Below are 22,404 nucleotides of genomic sequence, written 5' to 3'. Positions count from 1 at the left end.
TTAAGATTGGATTCTAAGCCTATATCCTAGCTTTAAAAGGGTGCAAATGAAAGTTCATCTAATGATTTTTGGGATTTGTTTCGCATTATGCTTGAATGCCTCTGAAAGGCAAAAAGACACGAAGACAGATTCCCCACAAGCACAGCAAACAACTCAAATAAATGCGGATTCTAAAAATAAGCTCATTGTCCCTTTGGAAGAAATCACCGATGAGAATCTCCTAAAACTCAACACGCAAATGCAGGAGATAATTCATCGGCTTGGCAAAGAAGATTTACCAAAATTAAAGCTCACACGAAAAGACAAGCGAGCTATCCAAGCTTATCTCGATGAGCTTAAGAGCAATCCTAATAAAGCTCAAGTTTATAGCAGACCTATAGAGAAAACAATGAAGCGCTTACATACTGGTAGTAATCGACGGTATGAGAATTTTATAGAGTGGGAACAATATTATGATTATGCAAAAGCATATAAAGATTATTTTGCCGATAAAAATCAGTCTCTTATTGATTTTATCAATCGCAAGATGGACGCTCTGGAGAGTTTGAGTGAGAGCGATTATGACTTAGTAGAGAAACTTAAGAGTCTTATTAAAACGCATTGTGGGTTTCGGGATTGTGAGACCGCTGAAAATCAGTGGCTGTATAAAGTGTCGCGCTATTATAGACAGCAACCCGAGAAATACGATTGGGAAGAAGAAAGGAAGTCTTGGTATGAGTTTCTTACTCAAAATTGTGCAAGTGATTTGAAATCTGCTGCCTATAGTGATATTCCTTTGGAAGAAAGAAATGTTCTTTTAGCCCAAGCAGAGCCAATCTGCCAAAAAGAAATGGCATTTGCCCAAAAGTATTTTGAGCCTCTTTATCTTAGCGAAGAAAAAGAAATCGATGAGCTAACAGGGCAAAGTTTGCCCATTTATGAATGCCTTGATAGTGAAGCGGAGAGTGTGTGTGATTATAAACTTAAAATGCCTCTGAAACTTACAGGGACACTAAAGGTTATTAGGGATTATAGTGTAGGAGCATGTGATACTATTGATGTAGAATGGATTGAGTTTGAACCAGATTCTAAAGAATTGCCTAGTTTTTTGCAGCATGGATTTAATCTTGATTTACAACCAAATATGAAACATTATAAGGCTTTAGAACCCTATATCCCGCAATGGTTTAAAGATAATCTTGCGGGAGAGATTGCATTGAGGGCAGAGATAGAAGCGGGGGATTATTTTCGTGCGGATTTCTCGGCTTGTAGTTTTGGGCATTCTATGCAAGTAAAAAATATGAAGATTATAAAGCCTACAAAAGAAAAGTTATATGGTAGGGAAAAATATGCAGATCCCATAGAATATGATATGCGAATACATCTCACAAGCAAGGATTCTTATGTGAATCTACGAGAAAGCCCTAATGGCAAGATTCTAAGACGCATAGAGCTAGGGGATGGTTATCTATTATGGAATCTTGGCGAATCGCACTCACAATGGCTTAAAGTGCTGTATTTTCCTCCCAATGTCGATGATGCTAAAAAAGCAGTTATTGGCTACATTCACAAAAGCCAAATAGAGCGAGAATCTTTAGAGTAAGAAGAATAGATTTAATCTTTAAGCAATCTTTCTATCTCCCTTTTTACAAATCCAAGATTCCCATTAGTGAGAATCGGAATCAGCGCGTTAATTTCGGCGATACTTTTATCCCACCATTTAAGCTTTAGTAGCATTGCGATAAGCTCCTCGTCAAATCGCTTTTTAATGAGCCTTGCAGGATTCCCCACCACGACAGCATAAGGCGCGACATCGCTCCCCACGACACTATTTGCGCCAATTATCGCACCATCGCCGATTTGCACACCCGGCAGTATCACCGCATTTTGCCCAATCCACACATCGTTACCGATTATCGTATCGCCTCTTAGCGGCAAATCTGCGGGCTTGGGTGCTTGTGCCTCCCAGCCTAAAATATAAAATGGAAAAGTCGAAACCGCATTCATTTGATGATTTGCACCATTCATAATAAACTCCACCCCCGCTGCGATTTGGCAAAATTTACCAATAATGAGTTTATCGCCCACAAAATCATAATGATGACTCACATGACTTTCAAAATCGCTATCGGCAATATAAGTAAAATCGCCCACGATGATATTTGGGTTTTTAATCATTGGTTTGGCATAGATAAGATTTTTGTTCCCAACTATCGGAAAAGGATTATTGGGATTAGGTAAAGTTTGGTTTTGCAACTTTGCTCCTTTCATTTAATGCAGTTTTTGCCATATTTAAATCACGCAAGCGCATAGCTTTGCTCTAAGAATCTACACATTTGCTCAAATTCGAGCGTGTCATTGCCACTAAGCAAAATACTAATCCAATGTTTTTCGTTCATATGATAAGCCTTAAAACACTTTTGGTTATCGATAAAAGCCAAAACATCTTGCGGGTCAAGCTTAAGATTCACAATCTCAACGCATTCTTCTTTAAAGTCTCCCAAACCAAGCTGCGCTTTGCTCACCACACAAAAAGCCGCATACCATTTTTTGGTTTTTTTCTTGCGCAAAACCGCATTTTTTGGAAACTTTTGCCACAAAAATTCTAACCCATCACCATATTTTTCTTTTGCAAACGCGCAAAGATTCTGTGCATTTTTGCTCATAAAAACTTGTTTCATCAACCCTCCAAAACTTAAAACCCAAAACCTAAATAAGGTTCATTCTTTGGGATTTTATGAAATCTCTTTTATTATTTTTTTAGCCTATTATTAATTATTTCTTGAATCTTGGTAAGCTTATCCACTGGCAATGTATCAATTATTTTTTCAATAAGAGATACACTTGGTATTTCGCCTTTAGAATATATTTTATCACTAGGATTGAGCATTGCAGAATCAAGTATAATTTCTGCAAGCTTTTTCTTTAATACTTCATCTTCCATACTCTCAATTTGTGTTTTGTAGCCTGTATATGTTTCATTTAGTCTTTCTTTATAAGCATATTCACTTGCCATTCTTTTATATTCCGCAATTTGTTTTGTGGAATAAAAAGTAAAAAATCCACTAAAAACCCAAAATGGAAGAGACTTTAAAAAACTTATGTAAGTGAAATTCTCTTGAAATGCAAGATAAAAATATAATGCAAAAACTCCAATAAAAGCTACGATAGAACCAACAAATATCTTATTCCACCAAGAAATGCTTTTTTTGATTTCTTCTTTTTCATTTTTATATGCCACTGCTAATCCAGCTGAAGTAGCACTAGGCAAAAGTTGATTGATTTCCTCTTCTTTGCTTTCATATAAATTAGTCAATTCTTTATCTTTTTCTTCTTTAAGTTGCTCCAACTCTTCCTTTTTCTCTAAAAATAATGTCTTTAATTGAGAAATATGACTATTCAGTATCTCATTTAAGGGTTGTTTAGCGACTTTTCCATTTTCAGTAATTCCTTCAAAGACTTCTGTATAAAAATTTTGTAATTGGGCTATCTTGTCTTTATTTTGTTCAATTTGTTGGCAAGCTTCTTGCAATTTAGTGATAATGCCTTGCGTAGTATTCCCTTGCGAATCGTTTGTATCATAAAATCTTTGGTAACTTTCCTGCATTGTCTTTGCTTGTTTATGTGCTTTTTGAATATCAATCAACGCTTGACTTTCATTTTCTCCTTTTTCATTTTGTTTAAAAATCTGCCAATAAACCTCATCTATATCTTTTTGAGATAATTCCATATCCTCTCTTATTTCTTTAATAGACATCAATTCTTTTTCTTTATTACCATTATAAGCTTGATTAATTTCATTTATTTTATTTACAACATCTTGAATTTTATTCTCTTCAATTAGACTAAAGAGTGTTTGTAAATTAATTACGCTTTGCTTATCTTTGAAAGTTTTAATGAATTTATCAAATAAATTTTTTTGTTCTTGCGTTAGCTCTTCCATAGTTATTTCTCCTTATTCTCTATGATTTTTATCTCATCATCTGTGAGATTGTAAAGCTGATACACCAAAGAATCAATTTGGGTTTCTAGTTCATTTGTGTTGGTTGTGGAATCTTTTGCTTTAAGCTTAAGAATCTCCTCAACGAAAGCAATGATTTTATTCACGATTTTTTGGTTTTGTTTTGTGATTGTGGGGAAAGGTAAAATTTCTAAATTATTTTTATTAATAGCTAAGTATCCTCCAGCTAAATGTTTATCTGCAAACATATTAATAAAAGCATAATTCATAAATTTGCTATTTAAAATTCCTAAAATCAACAAAGGGCTAAAACCTGCGTAATCGTAAATAGCATACACACCTACTCCAATAGCTAAAGGTTCTTTTGCATAAAAAGATTCTAACTTCTTGGTCATTCCAGCAATAATAATTTTCTCATTACACCAAAATTTCCATTTTTCTTTTGAAATTATTTTATTGGGAATAATGCGAGGATGTTTATAGATTTTTTTCATATACTTAACTTCATTGGTATTAATTTCATATCTATCAATACAACCACTAACAGCAAAAGGAATGCTATTTTTAGACTTATTTTCACCTAAAAATTCGATTATAGAATGTGCTTGAAATCCAGCTAATCCAGATTGAATTTTCAAACCAATTTCTTTAAGGGTTTTATATTTATTAAAATTAAGAGTTTTCAATTGTTGCAAGTTGCCTAATGCTAAATCTTCTTGTGCTTCAATGTAGTATTTTGAAAAGTCTAAATTTTTATGCCCCCATATTATTATAGGATAAACTGAAGCCCTTTCAAATACTTTTACCCTTGAAACGTCAACAGAATACCCCAAAAATTTGTTTTCTATAAGGTTTTTTAATGTTTCTTGTGCGTATTGTGCAATAAGGAATTTATTAGGAATTATCCAACAAAAAACACCATTTTGTGCTCTAATCTTTAATCCCAATAATACAAATAAAACATAAACATCATAGCACCCCTTGATACTTGGATATTTCTGTTTATAAATATTTTTGTTTTGAGCATTTGATTTCACCAAGTCTAAAGTGCTAATATACGGCGGATTCCCAATCACCAAATCAAAGCCCAAAAAGTCACCATTAGAATCTAGCACTTCAGGAAAGGCAAATCGCCATTCAAAGGCATTTTTGTATTCTATGCCACTTAGGGTTAAATCAAGCTTTTTGCGTAAAGCTTGGATTTTGCCATAAGATTCAAAAGCTTTTGCCTCCTCCTCTTCATTTAAATTTGGTGTGCCAAAAACATTGAATTGCAAGGAATTAAGCCCATCTAACAAGCTTGAGTCGTCAAGCAAATAATCATTGAATTGTTCAATGTGGGATTTTATTGCTTTTTCAAGCTCTTTCTTGGTTTTTGGGTCTTTGAGTGTGAGCGTAAAACTTCGTTTGATTGCTTCAATTTGGGATTCGATTTCATCTTTGGAAATCTTAATAATTGCTTGGTCGGCATTTTTATAATCAAACACAAGTTGTTTGTATTTTTTGATTTGTGCATTGATATTAGGTATAGTTTTAAGAGAATCGCTAAGGTTAAAGCGTGAAATCAAGCTATTCCCACATTTGATATTAATATCAATATTGGGCAAAGTCTCTAGCCTTTTATTCGGAATATCTTTGTAATAGCTATATTTGAGTAGCTCAATCCAAAGGCGAAGCTTGGTAATCTCGCAAGAGTTTGAGTTAATATCTACACCAAAAAGACAGGATTCAATGAGTTTGCGTTTAGCAGAGAATAATGCTTTTTGGATTTTGTGCGCTTCAATATTTTCGTGCTTTGGCAAAGTATAGGCAAAGAGGGTATTTGCAGAATCCCTAATCACAATTTCATCATTGATAACTTTTAAGTCAATATCTTTTAATCGCTCGTTGTTTTCATCACATAAGATTCTAAGCTCAAATTTAAGGGCAATCATTTCATTGAGTGCAGAGACAAGAAAATGCCCGCTACCCACAGCAGGGTCGCAGAGCTTGATACTATCAAAGATTATATTTGCTTCTTTGTAGCCCTCTTTAGAATCTGTGAGCTTATCTAATCTTGTTTTAAGTTCTTCAAGATTTTGACAATCCCAATTTTTGCATTCATTAAACTTTTGCAACACGACTTTTTCTAAGCTCTGTCTGCACATATAGCGCGTGATAAAGCTAGGGGTGTAGAAGCTCCCCTCTTTATAACCATTGAGCTTTTCAAAGACAAGTCCAAGAACCGCAGAGTTTATTAGCTTGTCATAATTTGTTTTGGTATAGTTTTGAATATCTTTTGCTGTGGTGGTGAAGTTATATGCGTGGAGAAAGGCAAAGAAATATTCTAAGAGTGGCAAGGTGGAATCTTTAGTTTGCACATCAAGCTTGAGGTGCGTGCAAAAGTTTTTGTCTTTATAAAGAATTGAATCTGCATAGAGTTTTAAGGGTTTCGAATCTAAGAGCTTGATTTCTTTGCCCTCAATCTCAAGTGGTGTTTTGTCAAAAAGGCTTGAGTTAAGATAGGGGATATTTGCAAGGGCTTGCGGAATCTCTCTATCTCTTTTGTCCTCTAACTTTGCTAAGACATCAAAAAAGAGCGTGTTGAGCATTTGAAAACTTGGGAGTGAATCGATGTCTAAAAATGGCTTTTCAATATGTTCAAAGCTAAGCAACATAGATTCTAAAAGGCGTAAAAACAAGATTCGATTATTCCAAGTCATCAGTAATGAAAAAATTGCTTCAAAGTCTTTATCTCTGTCAAGCTCAAATGCAGCGCATAGAGAATCTAAAAGCGTATTGGAAGTTAAGCTTGGTTGTATCATCACTTTGCTATGTTGTGTGGTTTCTTCTAATCCCAAAATATGCAGCAGCTCGTTATAGAAATTTTGATTAAGGGTGTTCGCATCAAGATAGTTTTTGCGTTTGAGCAATACTTGCGGACTTAAGATTTGATAGAGCAGGGGGAGAGAACTTGTAGATTCTAAAAGCGTCTTATCAAGCCTAAAATGGGTATAATGCAATGTAGTGTCCAATTTAGGCAAAATCTTTGCAATCTCATCATAAAACTTCGCGGTGCTTGGGTCGTTGCCCTCTTTGTTTTGGCAATTTTTAAAGGCTTTTAAAATCGCTTTGTCTTTGGCAAATACAAGATATTCATTCGCGTCAATCAGATAAAAATCTTTGGCATTACTTAAGATAATATGCGTAATGTTATTATTACCATTGATGATGTTTTCACGCAAATAATAGAGGATTGATTCATAAAAGGCTTTAGATTCTAGGCTTGTAGAATCTTTTACAAATTCTTGAGCATTGCTACTGCTTTTGACCTCAAAGATAACCTTAGGGCTAGAATCGTCATAAATTGCTAAATCAATCTTGCCTTTTGTGTTGCAATCATAATCAAAATTTTCTTTAAGAAAATCTCTCAAAAGATTTTTTTCAAACTCTTCTTGAGATTCTTTAGAAACTTTAGAATCTGCAATTTTTGCTAAATAATTCCTAAGGCTCAACGAGAATGCGTCAAGCATTTCTTGTTCGGGAGAGAGGGAGTGGTATGCAGACGCGAAGTCTTGCAAGCTGATATGGAAATAACGCATGTCTCCCTCTCATTTTGTTTTTGCAAAAGATTCTATCTCACGCACACTTTGAAGCCCCTTAAACATGGCAGTTGGCACGAATTCTCCACACTCCACAAGGCACTCGCTCAACAAAATCCATTTCACACGACTATTCATCAAAAATCTAATGCGCAACAAGCTTTAGCCCCACAACCGCAATGATAATCAGCGCGATAAAAAAGAGTTTTTTAAGGCTCTTGCTCTCGCCAAAAAATAGAATGCTCACCGCCACGCCGCCCGCTGCGCCAATGCCTGTCCAGATTGCATAGGCTGTTGCCATAGCGATTTCTTGCATTGCAAGCGAGAGAAAGCTAAAGCTAATCGCAAATTGCACAAAGATTCCAAGCAAGAAAATCTTTGCGCCGCTTAAAGAATACTTTTTCATCGTCATCACACCCAAAACTTCCATACAGCCCGCCAAAAAGAGATAAACCCAACTCATTTACTCTCCTTTTGTACAATTTCATCAAGCCCCAAATCTTTGGCAAAGCCTTCTGCCAAAGCCTGTTCTTGTGCGTTTTCTTCTTTGTTGGTAGAGAGTTTTAGCCCTATCACACCAATAAGCAGCAGCACAATCAGCCCAATTTTGAGCAGCGAAAACGGCTCGCCAAACACCACAATTTCAGCAAGCGCGATACCCACCGTGCCAATTCCTACAAAGACACTATACACCACGCCAATTTCAAGTTTGCTCTTTACCGCCAAAACCATACACACAAACGAGAAAAGAATCCCGATTCCTGTAAGGGTATAAAGCAAGAGATTATCGGCATATTTTAGCCCGCTTGCCCAAAAGCATTCTACGATTCCACCCGCGATGACAAGCACCCAAGCAAGATTGTTTGAGATATGAGAAACATTTGAACTTTGCATTATCAATCCTTAGAAATAGAATAATGATAGGAAACCTATCGAATAAAGTTTGCACAAAAGTAGAATCAAAGAAGAACAAGATAAGAATAGGTGCGGAGTATGAAATTGATAACAAAAGCATAGCAATAAAACGCGAGGATTAAACGAGTATTAAAGCCATAGCCGCAATGGCGCAACCAAAAGCGTGAGTGTATCATTCTTTCACCAGCGGCAGATTCTCAAGCAATCTTCTAAGCTTAATATGCGCTTTTGGCAAATGTTCAGCGATTGTCAGCCCCACAACCTCATATTGTGCCGCAATATCATTGATGACGCGCATAACCTGCTCAAGGCTCATTTGCCCTGTGTTGCCCACAGCGACATAAAGCTCGCGCGCATCAAGCACATCTAAATCAAGATGAATCATCACCCTTTTTGCCCCGCTTTTTGCAAGCCAGCCCAAAATCTTGCTCGAATCCTTTGCGACATCATTTGGCGCGAGGCTTGCTAGCCCAAACTCTTTTTGGCGCGGCGCATAATGCCTTGCCTCGTCTGAATGCAGCCCAACAAGCAAAACTTTGCTCGATTCTAACCGACTTGGCAAGCCAAAGGTTTCTTGCAACCCCCCTTGCCCAATAATCGCACTCACAGCCATTGCGTGGTAACCCTGATAAAAATCATCGTTTGGCAACCCAATGTCGGGGTGTGCGTCAATCCAAACAAGCGCGACATCATCATAGAGGCTTGCAAGATAGCAAAAGCTCGGCACGCTCACCGCGCATTCGCCACCAAGTGTCAGAATCTTTGCGGGTTTGCGGGCTTTGAGAATCTCAAACGCGGCTTTGGTTTGGCGCAACAGCGGGGCTTTGTCGATAATTCCCTCTTGTGCCACCCTTTGCCCCGCGCTATCAAGCATAAAATCTTTCTCAATATTCACGACAGCAGTGTTCGCGCTTGGGGCAATGCTATTCACAAGCAAATTCAGAATCTGCGCGCCCAAAACATAGCCCTGTGCAGCTTCTTTTGGGCTTAGGTCTTTAAACCAGCTCGCGACATCGCCCCCTTGCCATTGGGGGTAGAGCAGCCGAAGTGTGGGAGAATCTGTGCGTGGCAGAGTTTGTGAGGGTTGCATCGCGTTTCCTTTTTATCATTATAACACAATTCAACCCACGCAAGCTTTAAGAGGCTTTAAACGCGCGGGGCAAGCCAAATGGGGCTGTGGGCAAGCTAGCGTTTGTCAAACGCGCTGTTGCCCGCGTCTGCAAAGTCTGCTGCCGCACCTGCGTAAGCTTGTGTCGCGGCGATGTCGCTTTGCACCCACGCGATTTTGTTCTCTGCGCTCTTAAACGCTGCATCGCCCATAAATAAGCTAAAAGGTGGCTTAGGGTCGCGCGAAACTTGGTAGAGAATCTGCGCAAATTTTTGCGGGTCGCCCGCTTGTTTGCCGCTATATTGCGCACTTCTTTGCTCAAATGCCTTGCGTCTTGCGTCATACGCGCTTATCTCTAAATCGCTTTTTACCATACTCGCGCCCAAAAACTCGGTGCGAAAACCTGCGGGCATCACATTAATAGTGTGGATTCCATACTCGCCCACATCGAGCAAAAGCCCCTCGCTTAGCGCGCTTATCGCAAATTTGCTCATACAATAGGGTGTAGAATTATTGCTGACCCTAAATCCAGCGATTGAGCTAAGGTTAAAGATTCTCGCTTTTATGTTCTCCGCGTTACCGCCCTCTGCGAGGCTTTGGGGGCGCAAAATCTTTAGCGCATTTTGTGCGACAAGAAATGGCGCAAAGACATTGACCTCGAATTGTTCTCTTAGCTGCTTTTCGCTCGTTTCTTCGACAAAGCCCAAAAGCCCATACCCAGCGTTATTTACGACATTATCAAGCCGCCCAAACTTTTGTTGCACCGCGTTAAGGTTTTGTGCAATCTGTGCGTTCAAATCACCATCAAAGCGCAACTCTAGGGGCAAAAAGCTCTCGCTTTCAACTCCAAGCTTTGCGGTGATATTGCCCATTTTGCGCGATGTCGCCGCGACTTTATCGCCTTTGCTGATAAGATATTTTGCAAGCTCTAGCCCCAAACCGCCGCTCGCACCGGTGATATACCAAACTTGTGGATTTGTGTTCATCATTTCTCCTTTTGTTATAAGCTTAGAATCCGCGCTGTTTGCGTTCTTTGCTGTGTCTTTTGTGTCTGAATTTTTGGTAGAATTGCTATCGCAACCTTGTAATCCTAAGATAGTAGAAACGCTCGCTAACCCTCCTGCAACGCCAAAAATCGCGCTGTTTTTGAGAATCTTTCGCCTGTATTTGTCCATAGTTCTCCTTTGCGTAAAATCACATTGGGCATTATAAAGCATTCCACTAGGTGTTTGTCAAGAGATGAGGTTAGCAGACTAATAATACAAATGCTAAAGGTGCAGAATTGCATAGAGTTAGGGTATAATTGTTTATCTGAACGATACAAGGGGAATCTTATGGAATTGCTAACTGACTTGATTAATCTATCAAGCACTTTTCTTTATACTTATTGTTTGGTTTTTGCGCTGTTGCTCTGTGGGCTTTACTTTACGATTCGCACAGGGTTTATCCAGCTTTGCTTTCTGCCCTCTGCATTTTCTGTCTTAATGGAGAAAAGCCATAAAGAGCATATCTCTCCCTTTGGTGCGTTGATGATTTCTACCGCGTCTCGCGTAGGGATTGGCAATATCGTAGGTGTTGCAGTGGCGATTGGTAGTGGAGGGGCGGGTGCGCTCTTTTGGATGTGGGTAACGGCGATTTTGGGTGGAGCAAGTGCATTTATCGAAAGCACACTTGCGCAAGTGTATAAGCGAAAAGACGGAAGCGGCTACAAAGGCGGTCCTGCGTATTATATCCAAAGCGCTTTAGGCTCTCGGGCATTTGGGATTGTGTTTGCGATTTCGCTGATTTTGTGTTTCACCTATGGCTTTAATGGTTTGCAAGCTTATACGCTGACTTCTAGCTTTGAGATTTTTGTCGGGAGTGAGGCTTATCATAATGGGCAAGTTACGATTTATATCGGAATCCTACTCGCGCTTTTATGCGCTCCATTTTTCTTTGGGAGTAATAAGGCTTCGGCGAAAATCACTTCTGTTCTTGTGCCGATTATGGCTTTTGGCTATTTGATTGTCGCATTTATCATTGTCGCTTTGAATCTTGGGAGCATTCCTAGCATTTTTGCTGACATTTTTGCGAAGGCTTTTGATTTTGAAGCGATTTTTGGGGGATTTGCAGGAAGTGCGATAGTCATAGGGATTAAACGCGGATTGTATTCTAATGAAGCAGGTATGGGTAGCGCACCAAATGCTGCAGCTACTGCACATACAAGCCACCCTGCTAAACAAGGAATGGTGCAAACGCTTTCTGTGTTTATTGATACGCTGATTATCTGCTCGGCAAGTGCCTTTATCGTGCTATGTAGCGGTGAGGATTTAGGTGGATTAGCAGGAATGCCGCTTATGCAAAAGGTGATGCAAGGACACTTAGGAGATATTGGCTTGTATTTTGTGAGTGTAGCAATTGTGCTTTTTGCCTTTACTTCGCTGATTGGGAATTATTTTTATGCCGAAATTAATTTCAAATTTATCACGGATAGCAAAATCGCCTTGCAAATTTTTAGAGTAAGTGCTGTTGTGATGGTTTTCATTGGTGCGCAGCTTAGTTTAGGACTTGCATGGGATTTAGCCGATGTGATTATGGGGATTATGGCGTTGGTTAATATCATCGCAATTTTGCTCTTAGGGCATATCGCACTAAAAGTGCTAAAAGATTATGAAAAACAGCGCAAAGAGGGTAAGAATCCAGCCTTTAAAGCCGAAGATGTGGGGATAAAAAACACGCAGTGTTGGTAGAATTTTATTTTGATGCGTTTGCCATTATTTTAAGCTAATAAGTGAATAATAGAGAAAACAGCGAAAAAATGTTCTATCGTTTGCGGAGTCTGAAAAGTATTTTTGAATACAAAGAATTAGAGAATCAAGAGATTTATTTCGCTCCTCTTGATGAGTTAAGCGATCCCATGGAAGGTTTTAGAAATCTTGTTTTTAAGGGTGATAAAATTGTTTGGAAAAATCTTTTTGACATTACTTGAAGTGCTTAGAATAAGTTTGCAGAGTTTATGCTTTGTGGGGAGAAAAATTAAATTGCAAAATGGCAATACCACCGTATACCGAAGCAGAAGATTTTTCTGCCTCAATGTATAAGCATCTATTTGATAGAATTTATCAAGATTTTATCAAAGTAAGCGAAAAATTGATTGATAAATTTTTCGCACGAAGTATTGCAATTAGCAGAGATGAATTTTTGCTATACTTAAAAATAATTCATTATTTCGCTCTTGCAATCATACAAAAACATTACACTAGACAAGGCTTTGCAAGAAAAATCATATCTCAAAGCATAAGCAATACCCAAATCCTTGATAGCAGCATTCAAACGATAGATGTTATTGAAGAATCCGCGCTAAAACAAAATAAGAGCGATTTGGAAGCAATATTTAATTTCACTAGGACTCTAAAATATTCTTCGCATTGGACTATGATTAGGAACACGAATCAATCTTTTGCCAATCAAGATTTCATCTTTTTTGAATGCGTAGATTTTTATATGCAAAGCTTAGAAAAACTCCTGTATCCAGAAAGTTATGTAGCTTGTTTTATGGAGGAAGCAACCAACTCTTCTGCTTGGGGGCATTATAGAGATAGACATAGAGGAATTTGTTTGATATTTGGAAGTTTTGAGACTTGGGAGGCAGTATTTGAGACTATACGAAAAGAAATATGGTAAGGGCAGAAAGAGATTCCAACAATTTGATTTTAACGAGGTAATTTATAAAAATTCCTATGATGAAATAAACCTTATTAAACAAAAATGCAAAAAAGAAAACAGGCAAGGATTTAATTTTTATCACACTTATTATTGCCCAAAAAATAAAAATATCCAACATTGTCTTATTGGGTGGGGATTTGATGAATGAGATTGAAATATTCCAAAGGCTTAATCTCGCAAATCATTTGTATGGGAATCTCATAATTTTCTTGTATTTTTGCAATGGCTTTGTCTTTATTTATATAAACTCATCTTTGCTAATTTCGCCTAAATACAAGTCATTATTTATAAGTTTCTCTTATTGGAATCCGCACTCAAAAAACCATTTCTAAGCATTGCAACAAAATGGCTATTTTGTTCACTGCCCAGAATGCTAGGTTTTGCAAGATTTTCTTGCTCAAAATTTGTCGCCATTGTGCAATCAATCCACCCTAAGCTCGTATTTATCACTGCCACAGCATAAATACACATTTTTCATGCGATTCCTTTTCATTCCAAAGGAGACAGATACCCATAGCGGGGGAGAGGAATATCAAGTGCCTAAAAGCCTTTCTTTGACATATCCCCATTGTTAGGGAATCTATCAGATTCTAACTTATAAGATTTTTATGTTTTTATGTCAGCGCAGAAAGCCCCTTTGTCTCAAAAATCTTTTTCGCAACAAACACCGCGTTTAGCACTTTTGGAAATCCGGTGTAGGGAACGCACTGCATAAAACTTTCAATAATTTTTGCGGGTGCAATGCCTACATTTAACGCTGCGTTGATATGCACCCCAAGCTGTGCTTCGCACCCACCCGCTGTGAGCAGGCTCGCAAGCGTAATCAGTTCGCGCTCTTTTAAGTCAAGCTCACCGCGCGTATAAATATCACCAAAGGCAAATTCGACAATATATTTACCCAAATCGGGCGCGATAGGTGCGAGAGAATCGATAACTTTTTGCCCCGCTTCTCCATCAATCTTTTGCAATTGTTGCATTCCTTTTTCAAATCGTGTGAGCATTTTTTCTCCTTGTTTTTGGGTGGTTTTTTGGGGTGTTTGCGCGAGGGCTTCTGCGCCAAATGCTCCAAAGATTCCTAACCCACCTGCAAGAGTGAGAGAATCTTTAAGCATCGTGCGTCTTTGGTTATCGCAAGTTTTATTTTTCATCTTTTTCCTTTTCTTGGTTTAGCTTTTGCCTAACCTCTTTGTCTAAAATCTCTTTACATTCGCGAAAGCTTCGGGGTTTATATTTTGTCTTACCTTTGCTGGTAAGCTCGATATAAAGCTGTTCTTTATATTCAAGCATCGCAATTGCGACTTGCAAATTTACAATTTCGGCAAGATTTTTTGCCTTTTGTGCTTGAATAATTTTTAGCCGCTCTTCAAGAGTGCTTTCGCCTTTGTCGCAAAGATTTTTATAATGCTGAATATCTTTGATACTCATTCCAAGCGCACGATAGAGATTGACCCAACAAAGCCAATCGATGTCTTTTTCGCTAAAATATCTTACGCCATTTTTATCTTTATACAAATGCGGAAACAGCCCCTTATCGAGCCAAAAGCGAATCTTGCGCGAGCTAATGCCACTTTTGCGTTCTACTTCGATAATCGTATAAGTCATATTGCCTCTTTTTAGGTTAATTTACGCATTTTCAAGCGCAATTGTGTTGGTTGAATACAGCACTGCGTTCCCCGCAAGGCTCACCCGCGCACCATTGTCGCGACACTCTAAGACGCCCCCACGTTTGCTTGCTTGATACGCTAAAATCTGCGCCTTGCCAAGCTTTTTGCTCCAAAGCGGGACAAGATGACAATGCCCCGAGCCACACACCGGGTCTTCGCTCACCCCGTGTTTGGGCGCAAAGCTGCGGCTGACACAATCAAAATTTAATAAACCTTGCGCGGATTCTGACTTTATAGAATCCCCGCGCGCGGTGATATGGCACAGCACACCCTCGAGCTCTAGCACCTTTGACATATCGGGTGTGCAATCGCGCACTTGTTGCTCGTTTTCTAGCACACAAACCAAATCGCGCCCCAAATAGGCTTCGATAGGCGCAAAGCCAATCGCGGCATAAATCTGCTCTGTGCGCTCTTTTGTAAGCTCAAGCTTTTGAAGCGCAAAGCTTGGCAAATCAATCTCGTATTTATCGCCCATTTTGCGCACTTGCAAGATTCCGCTTTTGCTCTCAAACGCGACTTGTTGCGCGGCAGAATCGATAAAGTTCATAACGACAAATCCTGTCGCAAGGGTTGCGTGTCCGCAAAGATCGACTTCACCCGCAGGGGTGAACCAGCGCAATTGGTAGGTTGCACTTTTGGGTTGCGGCATGCAAAACGCGGTTTCAGAGAGGTTGTGTTCGCTCGCAATCTTTTGCAGCAAAGCATCATCAAGCCACCGCTCACAGACGCATACAGCAGCGGGGTTGCCGCCAAAGATTTTGTCGCTAAATGCGTCAATCACATAACATTGCATAAGGGTCTCCTTGAGTTCAAATTGTATTGATATTTTAGCATTATAAAGCATACCACTAGGTGTTTGTCAAGAGGGCGCGAGAGAATCTGCGCTAGGGAGAGGATAATTTATAAAATTATCATTGAGTTGTTGTATAATTGCACATCTTTTAAGAGGAGGAGTGTTTGAGGCTTGCAAATCGCCGCTATACAGGGGCAAAAACAAGGCTTTTGAAACAAATTGATGTGGTGATTAGGGAAAGTTTTGATTATTCAAAAGCGCATAACCTTAGCTTTTTTGATGTTTTTGCTGGTACAGGTGTGGTGAGTGAATATTTTATGGAAAAGCCTCAATTTGGGCGGTTTGTGATGAATGATTTTTTAGATTCTAATTTTGCCATTTATCAAGCTTTTTTTGCACAAGATTGTTTTAATATTGATAAGCTTAAAGAGATTCAAGCTTATTTCCAGCATTTAGATTCTAAAACTTTAGAACAAAACTATTATTCAGAGCATTTCGGAGGGAAGTTTTTTAGCCATAATGACGCACTTATCATTGGTGAAATACGAGAGCAGTTAGATAAGCTTTTACAGAGTAGGCAAATCAGCCAAAAAGAATTTTATGTGCTTTTGGCAAGCTTGCTTTATAGTAGCGATAGAATTGCAAACACGGTGGGGCATTATGATGCATACCGCAAAAATATCTCTTTGCAAGATAGATTTATATATGAACTGATTGAGCCAATCAAAAGCAATGCAAAGATAGAGATTTATAAAGAAGATTCCAATGCTTTAGCAAAGGAGTTTGTAGGACAAAAAGAGCATATAGACATTGCTTTTATTGACCCTCCTTATAATTCAAGGCAATATTCACGATTCTATCATCTGCTTGAAACTTTGGCTACAAATACTAAGCCAAAGCTTTATGGAGTTGCCCTTAAGCCGCAGCCACAAAACATTAGCAGATATTGCAAAGTTGAAGCCAAAGAGGCGTTTAAGGATTTGATAGAGAATCTCGCAAAGGTAAGCAAAGTATTGGTAGTTACTTATAATAATACTTGTAATGCAAATGTTAGAAGCAATGTGCGATTAAAAGACAAAGAAATCAAAGACATTTTAGAACCCGTAGGGAAAATCAGTCTTTATGAATTTGATTATAAAGCTTTTAGTAGTGGTAAAAGTAGCTTTAAAAACCACAAAGAAAGGGTTTTTCTATGTCAAATATAGAGCAAGTTGGCTATTTATACCAAGAAAAATTGATTGCAAGTCCCCTTAATTATATTGGTGGGAAATATAAGCTACTAAACCAAATAATGCCACTTTTCCCAAAAGATATTAGTATCGCTTTAGATTTATTTTGTGGAGGAGCAAATGTGGGTATTAATATAAAGGCTCAAGATATTATCCTTAATGATTCTTTAGTAGAATTAATAAAATTTTATCAATCTTTACAATCCTGCGATTTACAGCAAAGCTTTAATATTATTTGGGATATTATCCACACTTTTGGATTATCCAATAGTGCACAATTTGGCTATAAGTTTTATCAATGTGATAGTCAAAAGGGTTTATCGAGCTACAATAAAGAGAAATATTTAGCCTTGCGGAATCATTATAATAAAAAAAGGGGCAGTTTTGATTTATTTGTTTTAATTGTTTTTGCATTTAATAATCAAATAAGATTTAATTCTAATGGGGACTTTAATTTGCCTTGCGGAAAACGAGATTTTAATAAGAATATGCAAGAAAAGTTAAAATATTTTATAATAAATCTACAAAGTAAGAATGTAAAAATTTCAAGCTACGATTTCAGGAGATTTGATATAGGATTTTTGGATTCTAAAAGTTTTGTTTATATTGACCCACCCTATTTTCTAGCTACTGCTCCATATAATGAGAACAACGCTTGGACTTTACAAGATGAGTTAGATTTATTGGAATTTTTGAATATACTAAATGCTAAAAAAATTCGTTTTGCTTTATCAAATGTTATTTTTCATAAAGGAAAAGAACATAGGATTTTAAAAGATTGGCTAGATAAATACTCTAGTTTCCATCTCCATTTTTTAGATTTTCATTATAAAAACTGCAATTATCAAACCAAACAATCCCTATCTAAAGAAGTATTGATTACAAATTATTAGGAGGATAAAATAGATGACCTATGATTATTTTGGCAATACAAGCTTAAGGGTTCAAAATTTGCTCTATAATTTTGAAACGCAACTCATTTTGTTTGAGGAGCTTTTTAAAAATGCTGATGAAAAAGATACTTGGAGTAATAATTCTGAATTACAATTAAAATATTTAGAACTCTTAGAGCAGCATAATCTCTTGGAATCAAAACATAAAACTGCGGATTTAGGGACAAAAGATGCAAGGGTAAAATCTGCTCCGCTAGAGGATTATAATCTCATTAATCGCCGACAAAAGCAAATTACAACACAAGGTTATGAACTACTAGGACTTATAAAAAATCAAGCTTATAAAATCAACAATATTTTTTTACAAATTGATTTGATTTCTCTATTTTTCTTAAAGACTACGCTAAATAGCAATAATTCTTTGTTGAGTAAATATTTAGAGGTTTTTAAAGCTTTTAATGGTGATTTGAATATTGAAATTTTTAGATTTTTGCCACTTGTAAATAATTTTAAAAGTGCCACTCTTTTTATTGAGTGCATTAAAAACAATACATTAATCCCAACAATTTTGCATAATGATTTACGCTATTTAGAGTTAGAATCTTTTTTAAGTGATTTAAGTAACAATGCTTTGCAGATTGGTTACTTCAAAACAGCCAAAGGAGAAAAAACAGCACTAGCAATTATTAAAGTGTTAAAAGAAATATTTTTACCTTTTAGAGATTCTAAAAATCCACAATTTTTAGATAAATTTATTACTTCTAGTGATTATTTAGAATTTAAAAGACTCTATTTACCACATCTTACCAAACAAAATAAGAAAGAAGATAAAATAAAAGATTTAATTAGGTTTTGTGATGGAAGTTTGGAAGAATTTGGAAAAAGATTTTTTAAATTTATTTTCACTTCAAGGATTTTTGCAAATCTTAATGACTATTTAGACCTGAATCGTAGGTATTTAAATTTGACAGGTATTTTTGAATTTCATAACGATAGAGTTAGCCTCAATACAATGTTTTCAGTGATTTTAAAGCATTCAAAATCTAATGAGATTTTAGAAAAAATCAAGCAAAGTCCAATTTCTCGAGACCTTTTGAGCGAATATTTTGGCGATAAAGAACTTAAACAATATTTGCAAGATCTGGGCATTCAAAAACCCCAAGATTTAAAAAATTACAAACAAAATTTAGATAAAATTAAATTAATGGAACTTCTACAAACGCATTTTACAAGAGAAAAAACTATTGAAATTTTAAGGCTTTTTAGCGATAGAAAAAATGATGATAAAATTCGTGAAAAAACGACAGCACAGGCATTAATTCCTACAATTTTTGAATATATTATCGCAATCGCTTGGTATTACATTGACGACAACAGAGTTGAAAGAATTCTAGAGGCTGGTTTGAGCCTTGATTCTAATTTATTGCCAAAATCTCATGCAGTTGGTGGGAATGCAGATTTTATTTATTTTTATGATAATCATACCCTCATGATAGAGGTTACACTTACAGAAAAGACAAATCAACGCAGAGCAGAAATGGAAAGTGTTTCAAGGCATTTGGGCAATTTGTTGCTTGGTTTGAATCCTCAAATGCGAGAACAAAGTTATGGAATCTTTATCGCTCCTTATTTGGATAAAAATGTTTTGAATGATTTCAGAAGTCGTCTTAACTGCTATTTTGAAAATGAAGTATCACATATTAGAGGAATGAAAATTTTACCTCTTAGCACACAAGATTTAATCACAATTTTAGAATCCAATCTTACCTATCAGTCTTTGTTGCCACGATTCTATAAGGCTCTTGCGCACAATGAACTATGGGGAAGCAAATGGTATCAAACAGAAATTAAAACCAAGATTATCAATACGAAATCTTAAATAATGAAAAAGATTAGATTCTGATGCCTATCACAGAATATTTTAGGTTTTTACACTTGAATTATGCAAAAATTGTTGGCTTTATTCAAGAACTTGAGAAGCAAGGAGAAGATTGCTTGCTTTATGTTGAAGAGGCAATGCAGGATTCACAAAGCCTTGTTGAACAGATTGAGGATTTAGTCTTTGAAGATCAGCTAGATTTGGAATATTCAAATAAAGCTGAAAAATTGCTAGATAGAATCTATAATGTTTATTGGGAATACAAACAAAAAAAGCCATAATACTTTAGAATTTTCTGACTATGGTTGGCGATTTTAATTTTAATACTTTAGAGGTTTTGCCCAATTATAGTATTGATGATGAAGGGCTACCAAAATGCCATGCGAGCGGTAATCAACGTGACATTATCTGCAAGGATTCTAAAAGTCAATCTATCATAGAAGTGAGCCTTATTTGTGGAAGAGGACAAGTTAATAATGAGCTTTTGCCAATCACGAGACATTTAAAAAATCTTATAGAATCTAATCAAAATCAAGCTTCACAATCGCTCTATTTTGCACTTTTTATTGCTCCAAAGATTTTTGAAGATTCTAAGGTTTATGTAGAGTTTATCAAATTTAAAGAGGGCTTAGAGATTAGAAATTTTGATATTTTAGAGTTTATTGCTAAATCAAGTTGCGCTTCCCAAAAAGGTTTATTTGTAGATGAGGCTTTAAGGGATTGATAGAGGTTTTGTCAAGGAATCTGCGCTAGGGGGAGGATAATTTATAAAATTATCATTAAAGCTATGCTGCAAGTCTATCCTATCAAAATCTGCACAGCACTTAAAAACAGTAAAAATGCCATTGTAAAATTCACCGGCTTATAATACTTTTGCAAAAATTCGCAAAAAACCGCCCCGCCAATCACCCAAAGAAAGATGCCCACAAAGTTGATAATGATTGAAAGTAAGACAAAGAATCCACTCATCGAAAGATTTTGATGATAAGGCAGCACAAACGCACTTTGAATCGTAATTGCATATAATGCAGCTTTGATATTCACAAACTGCAAAACCATTCCGCCAAAGAAGCCAATATTGTTATTTGTAGATTTTACATTTTTTTGTGCGTTTGTTTGAGAATCTGCAAGCTTAGAATCCACCGGCACAGGCGCGCGGCTGCGCACAACTTTATACGCAATATACAGCACATATAAAGCGGATAGATATTTTAAATAATCATTAATAGATTCAAGCAACGCGCCCAAAATCGCACTGCCAAAACCAAATACAATCATCATAATTGCAAAACCGACATAGATTCCAAGAATGAGAATCTTCGCGTCTTTGCGTTCATAGCTAATCATTGCATTGAGGGCAAGGATATTATTGGGTCCGGGCGTAATCGCGGTAATCACCGCATAGAGCAAAAATGATAAAAATGCTGATTCGTCCATTATATCTCCTATCGATTCTTTGCACTCATTTTAATATTTTCTTGTAAAAATCCATGTCTAATCTAGCACACTTCGCCTAGCACATTCCCAAGTCTTTTAATCCCCTCATAAATCATCTCGCAAGATGCGTTGGTATAATTTAAGCGCATTGTATTGATGTCTTTGCTGTTAATATAAAAACAATCGCCCGGCACAAAAACGACTTTTTGTTCTAGTGCTTTGGGGAAGAGTTGCATCGCGCTTATATTTTTGGGCAATGTAACCCACAAAAACATACCTCCTTCTGGCTTTGTCCAACAGACATTTTTAGGAAAATATTGCTCCATTGCTTCAAGCATTGCATGTGCTTGAGCTTGATATAAAGCGCGAATTTTTGCAATATGTTTTTCATAGTCATTATGCTTGAGATAATCCCAAATCAGATATTGTGCAAAGGTATTGCTATGCAAGTCGCTTGCTTCTTTTGCAACACTTAGTTGTTTGAGAATCTCGGTATTTTTTGAGATAATAAATCCTAGCCGCATTGCGGGCGAACAAGTTTTGCTAAAAGTGCCAAGAACGAGGCTAAAAGGGTGCTTGTCAATGCCAATATAGGGCAGGCTCTCGCCTTCAAAACGCAACGCGCCATATGGGTCATCTTCGACTAAAACAAGCTTTTGTGCGCATAAAATCTCGCAAATCTCTTTGCGGTTTTGCGCACTATAAGTCAAGCCGGTGGGGTTTTGAAAATTTGGAATACTATAAATAAGTTTTGTGGGCGTTTTTAGGGCTTCTTTTAAGTCCTCTGGTTCTAGCCCATTTGGGGTGAGTTCGACCGGGCAAAAGGTGGGTTGGTATTGATAAAAAGCTTGAATTGCACCCAAATAACTTGGCTTTTCGATGATGATATGATCACCCTCGTTGATAAAAACTTTGCCGATTAAATCAAGTGCTTGTTGCGAACCTGTGGTGATAAGGACATTTTCGTGCGTGAGGTTTAAGCCATGTTTTTGGTTAAAAGAATGTGCGATAAATTCTCGTAATTCAATAATCCCCGCGGTGATAGAATATTGAAAGACTTTATCGCCATAATTATGCACAATTTTTTGCATAGAATCTAAAAGCTCTTCTTTGGGAAACGAGATGGGGTTTGGCAACCCACCCGCAAAAGAGATGGTTTTAGAATCAAGCGTTGTTTTTAAGATACTGCGGATAAAAGACGGCGGTGTCTTTTGAATGCGCTGTGATAAAAGGCTTTGCATGGTGTTCTCCTGTGGTTGG

General features: G+C 37.1%; 23 protein-coding genes. 9 read left to right on the top strand and 14 right to left on the bottom strand.

What is annotated here, in order from left to right; all coding sequences use genetic code 11:
• The first annotated feature begins 46 nt into the window (after positions 1–46).
• Entirely contained in the window at positions 47–1,582 is a 1,536-nt protein-coding gene (locus LS69_RS04365) for a hypothetical protein (protein ID WP_138122525.1), read from the top strand.
• Positions 1,583–1,593: 11 nt separating this feature from the next.
• Here the strand turns inward: LS69_RS04365 and LS69_RS11065 are convergent, their stop codons facing one another.
• The 8 genes from LS69_RS11065 to LS69_RS04325 form a co-directional block, all read right to left on the bottom strand.
• Positions 1,594–2,157: a CatB-related O-acetyltransferase gene (locus LS69_RS11065; RefSeq protein ID WP_342747943.1), complete on the bottom strand. Its 564-nt coding sequence runs from the start codon at positions 2,155–2,157 to the stop codon at positions 1,594–1,596.
• Between the two features lie 119 nt (positions 2,158–2,276).
• Positions 2,277–2,660, bottom strand: a complete 384-nt coding sequence (locus LS69_RS04355; RefSeq protein WP_138122521.1) for an MmcQ/YjbR family DNA-binding protein — start codon at positions 2,658–2,660, stop codon at positions 2,277–2,279.
• 71 nt (positions 2,661–2,731) lie between these two features.
• A complete protein-coding gene (locus LS69_RS04350) occupies positions 2,732–3,922 on the bottom strand; it encodes a hypothetical protein (RefSeq protein ID WP_138122519.1) in 1,191 nt (396 codons plus the stop codon).
• Between the two features lie 2 nt (positions 3,923–3,924).
• Positions 3,925–7,521 (bottom strand): Eco57I restriction-modification methylase domain-containing protein, encoded by a 3,597-nt coding sequence (locus LS69_RS04345; protein ID WP_138122517.1) that lies wholly within the window; start codon positions 7,519–7,521, stop codon positions 3,925–3,927.
• Positions 7,522–7,666: 145 nt separating this feature from the next.
• Positions 7,667–7,984, bottom strand: coding sequence for a multidrug efflux SMR transporter (locus LS69_RS04340; RefSeq protein ID WP_138122515.1), 318 nt, complete (start codon positions 7,982–7,984; stop codon positions 7,667–7,669).
• Positions 7,981–8,415: a multidrug efflux SMR transporter gene (locus LS69_RS04335; RefSeq protein ID WP_138122513.1), complete on the bottom strand. Its 435-nt coding sequence runs from the start codon at positions 8,413–8,415 to the stop codon at positions 7,981–7,983. The genes LS69_RS04340 and LS69_RS04335 overlap by 4 nt, the downstream gene beginning before the upstream one ends.
• Positions 8,416–8,608: 193 nt before the next feature.
• A complete protein-coding gene (locus LS69_RS04330) occupies positions 8,609–9,526 on the bottom strand; it encodes an arginase family protein (RefSeq protein ID WP_138122511.1) in 918 nt (305 codons plus the stop codon).
• Positions 9,527–9,621: 95 nt separating this feature from the next.
• Positions 9,622–10,719 (bottom strand): SDR family oxidoreductase, encoded by a 1,098-nt coding sequence (locus tag LS69_RS04325; protein ID WP_194145405.1) that lies wholly within the window; start codon positions 10,717–10,719, stop codon positions 9,622–9,624.
• Between the two features lie 159 nt (positions 10,720–10,878).
• On the opposite strand from LS69_RS04325, the gene LS69_RS04320 reads away from it, so the two are divergent.
• The 3 genes from LS69_RS04320 to LS69_RS04310 are packed head-to-tail and all read left to right on the top strand — an operon-like array spanning position 10,879 to position 13,207.
• The gene (locus LS69_RS04320; protein WP_138122507.1) at positions 10,879–12,273 is read left to right on the top strand and encodes an alanine/glycine:cation symporter family protein; all 1,395 of its coding nucleotides are present in this window, start codon (positions 10,879–10,881) and stop codon (positions 12,271–12,273) included.
• 41 nt (positions 12,274–12,314) lie between these two features.
• A complete protein-coding gene (locus LS69_RS04315; RefSeq protein ID WP_138122505.1) occupies positions 12,315–12,512 on the top strand; it encodes a hypothetical protein in 198 nt (65 codons plus the stop codon).
• 59 nt (positions 12,513–12,571) lie between these two features.
• Positions 12,572–13,207 (top strand): hypothetical protein, encoded by a 636-nt coding sequence (locus LS69_RS04310; RefSeq protein WP_138122503.1) that lies wholly within the window; start codon positions 12,572–12,574, stop codon positions 13,205–13,207.
• A gap of 327 nt (positions 13,208–13,534) precedes the next feature.
• Here the strand turns inward: LS69_RS04310 and LS69_RS04305 are convergent, their stop codons facing one another.
• From LS69_RS04305 to LS69_RS04290, 4 genes are all read right to left on the bottom strand, one after another.
• Positions 13,535–13,720, bottom strand: coding sequence for a hypothetical protein (locus LS69_RS04305; protein WP_138122501.1), 186 nt, complete (start codon positions 13,718–13,720; stop codon positions 13,535–13,537).
• A 143-nt stretch (positions 13,721–13,863) separates the two neighbouring features.
• Positions 13,864–14,397, bottom strand: coding sequence for a carboxymuconolactone decarboxylase family protein (locus LS69_RS04300; protein WP_138122499.1), 534 nt, complete (start codon positions 14,395–14,397; stop codon positions 13,864–13,866).
• Complete coding sequence (locus tag LS69_RS04295; RefSeq protein WP_138122497.1) at positions 14,387–14,851, bottom strand: MerR family transcriptional regulator; 465 nt, start codon at positions 14,849–14,851, stop codon at positions 14,387–14,389. The genes LS69_RS04300 and LS69_RS04295 overlap by 11 nt, the downstream gene beginning before the upstream one ends.
• 21 nt (positions 14,852–14,872) lie before the next feature.
• On the bottom strand, positions 14,873–15,706 hold the full coding sequence (locus LS69_RS04290; protein ID WP_138122495.1) for a PhzF family phenazine biosynthesis protein: 834 nt from the start codon (positions 15,704–15,706) through the stop codon (positions 14,873–14,875).
• 164 nt (positions 15,707–15,870) lie between these two features.
• Here LS69_RS04290 and LS69_RS04285 point away from each other — a divergent pair, with 164 nt between their 5' ends.
• The 5 genes from LS69_RS04285 (at position 15,871) to LS69_RS04270 (ending at position 20,431) form a co-directional block, all read left to right on the top strand.
• Positions 15,871–16,911 carry a DNA adenine methylase gene (locus LS69_RS04285; RefSeq protein WP_138122493.1) on the top strand — a complete coding sequence of 347 codons (1,041 nt, stop codon included), beginning with the start codon at positions 15,871–15,873 and terminating at the stop codon, positions 16,909–16,911.
• Complete coding sequence (locus tag LS69_RS04280; protein WP_138122491.1) at positions 16,899–17,828, top strand: Dam family site-specific DNA-(adenine-N6)-methyltransferase; 930 nt, start codon at positions 16,899–16,901, stop codon at positions 17,826–17,828. The genes LS69_RS04285 and LS69_RS04280 overlap by 13 nt, the downstream gene beginning before the upstream one ends.
• Positions 17,829–17,841: 13 nt before the next feature.
• Positions 17,842–19,707: an AlwI family type II restriction endonuclease gene (locus tag LS69_RS04275; RefSeq protein ID WP_138122489.1), complete on the top strand. Its 1,866-nt coding sequence runs from the start codon at positions 17,842–17,844 to the stop codon at positions 19,705–19,707.
• Positions 19,708–19,823: 116 nt separating this feature from the next.
• A complete protein-coding gene (locus LS69_RS10365; protein WP_194145404.1) occupies positions 19,824–19,988 on the top strand; it encodes a hypothetical protein in 165 nt (54 codons plus the stop codon).
• 20 nt (positions 19,989–20,008) lie between these two features.
• A complete protein-coding gene (locus LS69_RS04270; RefSeq protein ID WP_138122487.1) occupies positions 20,009–20,431 on the top strand; it encodes an AlwI family type II restriction endonuclease in 423 nt (140 codons plus the stop codon).
• 74 nt (positions 20,432–20,505) lie between these two features.
• Here LS69_RS04270 and LS69_RS04265 read toward each other — a convergent pair whose 3' ends face one another.
• Both LS69_RS04265 and LS69_RS04260 read right to left on the bottom strand, forming a co-directional pair.
• A complete protein-coding gene (locus tag LS69_RS04265) occupies positions 20,506–21,144 on the bottom strand; it encodes a LysE family transporter (RefSeq protein ID WP_138122485.1) in 639 nt (212 codons plus the stop codon).
• Positions 21,145–21,206: 62 nt separating this feature from the next.
• On the bottom strand, positions 21,207–22,385 hold the full coding sequence (locus LS69_RS04260) for a PLP-dependent aminotransferase family protein (RefSeq protein ID WP_138122483.1): 1,179 nt from the start codon (positions 22,383–22,385) through the stop codon (positions 21,207–21,209).
• Positions 22,386–22,404 lie beyond the last annotated feature (19 nt).

The sequence above is a fragment of the Helicobacter sp. MIT 05-5294 genome (assembly GCF_000765675.1).
Taxonomy (GTDB): Bacteria; Campylobacterota; Campylobacteria; order Campylobacterales; family Helicobacteraceae; genus Helicobacter_D.
This window is presented reverse-complemented; position numbering and strand designations above follow the sequence as displayed.

What these genes read in the sequence shown, in the direction of transcription:
- LS69_RS04355 (WP_138122521.1), bottom strand. Translation starts at nt 2,660, where the DNA reads ATGAAACAAGTTTTTATGAGCAAAAATGCACAGAATCTTTGCGCGTTT.
- LS69_RS04350 (WP_138122519.1), bottom strand. Translation starts at nt 3,922, where the DNA reads ATGGAAGAGCTAACGCAAGAACAAAAAAATTTATTTGATAAATTCATT.
- LS69_RS04295 (WP_138122497.1), bottom strand. Translation starts at nt 14,851, where the DNA reads ATGACTTATACGATTATCGAAGTAGAACGCAAAAGTGGCATTAGCTCG.
- LS69_RS04305 (WP_138122501.1), bottom strand. Translation starts at nt 13,720, where the DNA reads ATGTGTATTTATGCTGTGGCAGTGATAAATACGAGCTTAGGGTGGATT.
- LS69_RS04330 (WP_138122511.1), bottom strand. Translation starts at nt 9,526, where the DNA reads ATGCAACCCTCACAAACTCTGCCACGCACAGATTCTCCCACACTTCGG.
- LS69_RS04280 (WP_138122491.1), top strand. Translation starts at nt 16,899, where the DNA reads ATGTCAAATATAGAGCAAGTTGGCTATTTATACCAAGAAAAATTGATT.
- LS69_RS04335 (WP_138122513.1), bottom strand. Translation starts at nt 8,415, where the DNA reads ATGCAAAGTTCAAATGTTTCTCATATCTCAAACAATCTTGCTTGGGTG.
- LS69_RS04325 (WP_194145405.1), bottom strand. Translation starts at nt 10,719, where the DNA reads ATGGACAAATACAGGCGAAAGATTCTCAAAAACAGCGCGATTTTTGGC.
- LS69_RS04365 (WP_138122525.1), top strand. Translation starts at nt 47, where the DNA reads ATGAAAGTTCATCTAATGATTTTTGGGATTTGTTTCGCATTATGCTTG.
- LS69_RS04340 (WP_138122515.1), bottom strand. Translation starts at nt 7,984, where the DNA reads ATGAGTTGGGTTTATCTCTTTTTGGCGGGCTGTATGGAAGTTTTGGGT.
- LS69_RS04345 (WP_138122517.1), bottom strand. Translation starts at nt 7,521, where the DNA reads ATGCGTTATTTCCATATCAGCTTGCAAGACTTCGCGTCTGCATACCAC.
- LS69_RS04275 (WP_138122489.1), top strand. Translation starts at nt 17,842, where the DNA reads ATGACCTATGATTATTTTGGCAATACAAGCTTAAGGGTTCAAAATTTG.
- LS69_RS11065 (WP_342747943.1), bottom strand. Translation starts at nt 2,157, where the DNA reads ATGATTAAAAACCCAAATATCATCGTGGGCGATTTTACTTATATTGCC.
- LS69_RS04300 (WP_138122499.1), bottom strand. Translation starts at nt 14,397, where the DNA reads ATGAAAAATAAAACTTGCGATAACCAAAGACGCACGATGCTTAAAGAT.
- LS69_RS04310 (WP_138122503.1), top strand. Translation starts at nt 12,572, where the DNA reads ATGGCAATACCACCGTATACCGAAGCAGAAGATTTTTCTGCCTCAATG.
- LS69_RS04320 (WP_138122507.1), top strand. Translation starts at nt 10,879, where the DNA reads ATGGAATTGCTAACTGACTTGATTAATCTATCAAGCACTTTTCTTTAT.
- LS69_RS04260 (WP_138122483.1), bottom strand. Translation starts at nt 22,385, where the DNA reads ATGCAAAGCCTTTTATCACAGCGCATTCAAAAGACACCGCCGTCTTTT.
- LS69_RS04270 (WP_138122487.1), top strand. Translation starts at nt 20,009, where the DNA reads ATGGTTGGCGATTTTAATTTTAATACTTTAGAGGTTTTGCCCAATTAT.
- LS69_RS04290 (WP_138122495.1), bottom strand. Translation starts at nt 15,706, where the DNA reads ATGCAATGTTATGTGATTGACGCATTTAGCGACAAAATCTTTGGCGGC.
- LS69_RS04265 (WP_138122485.1), bottom strand. Translation starts at nt 21,144, where the DNA reads ATGGACGAATCAGCATTTTTATCATTTTTGCTCTATGCGGTGATTACC.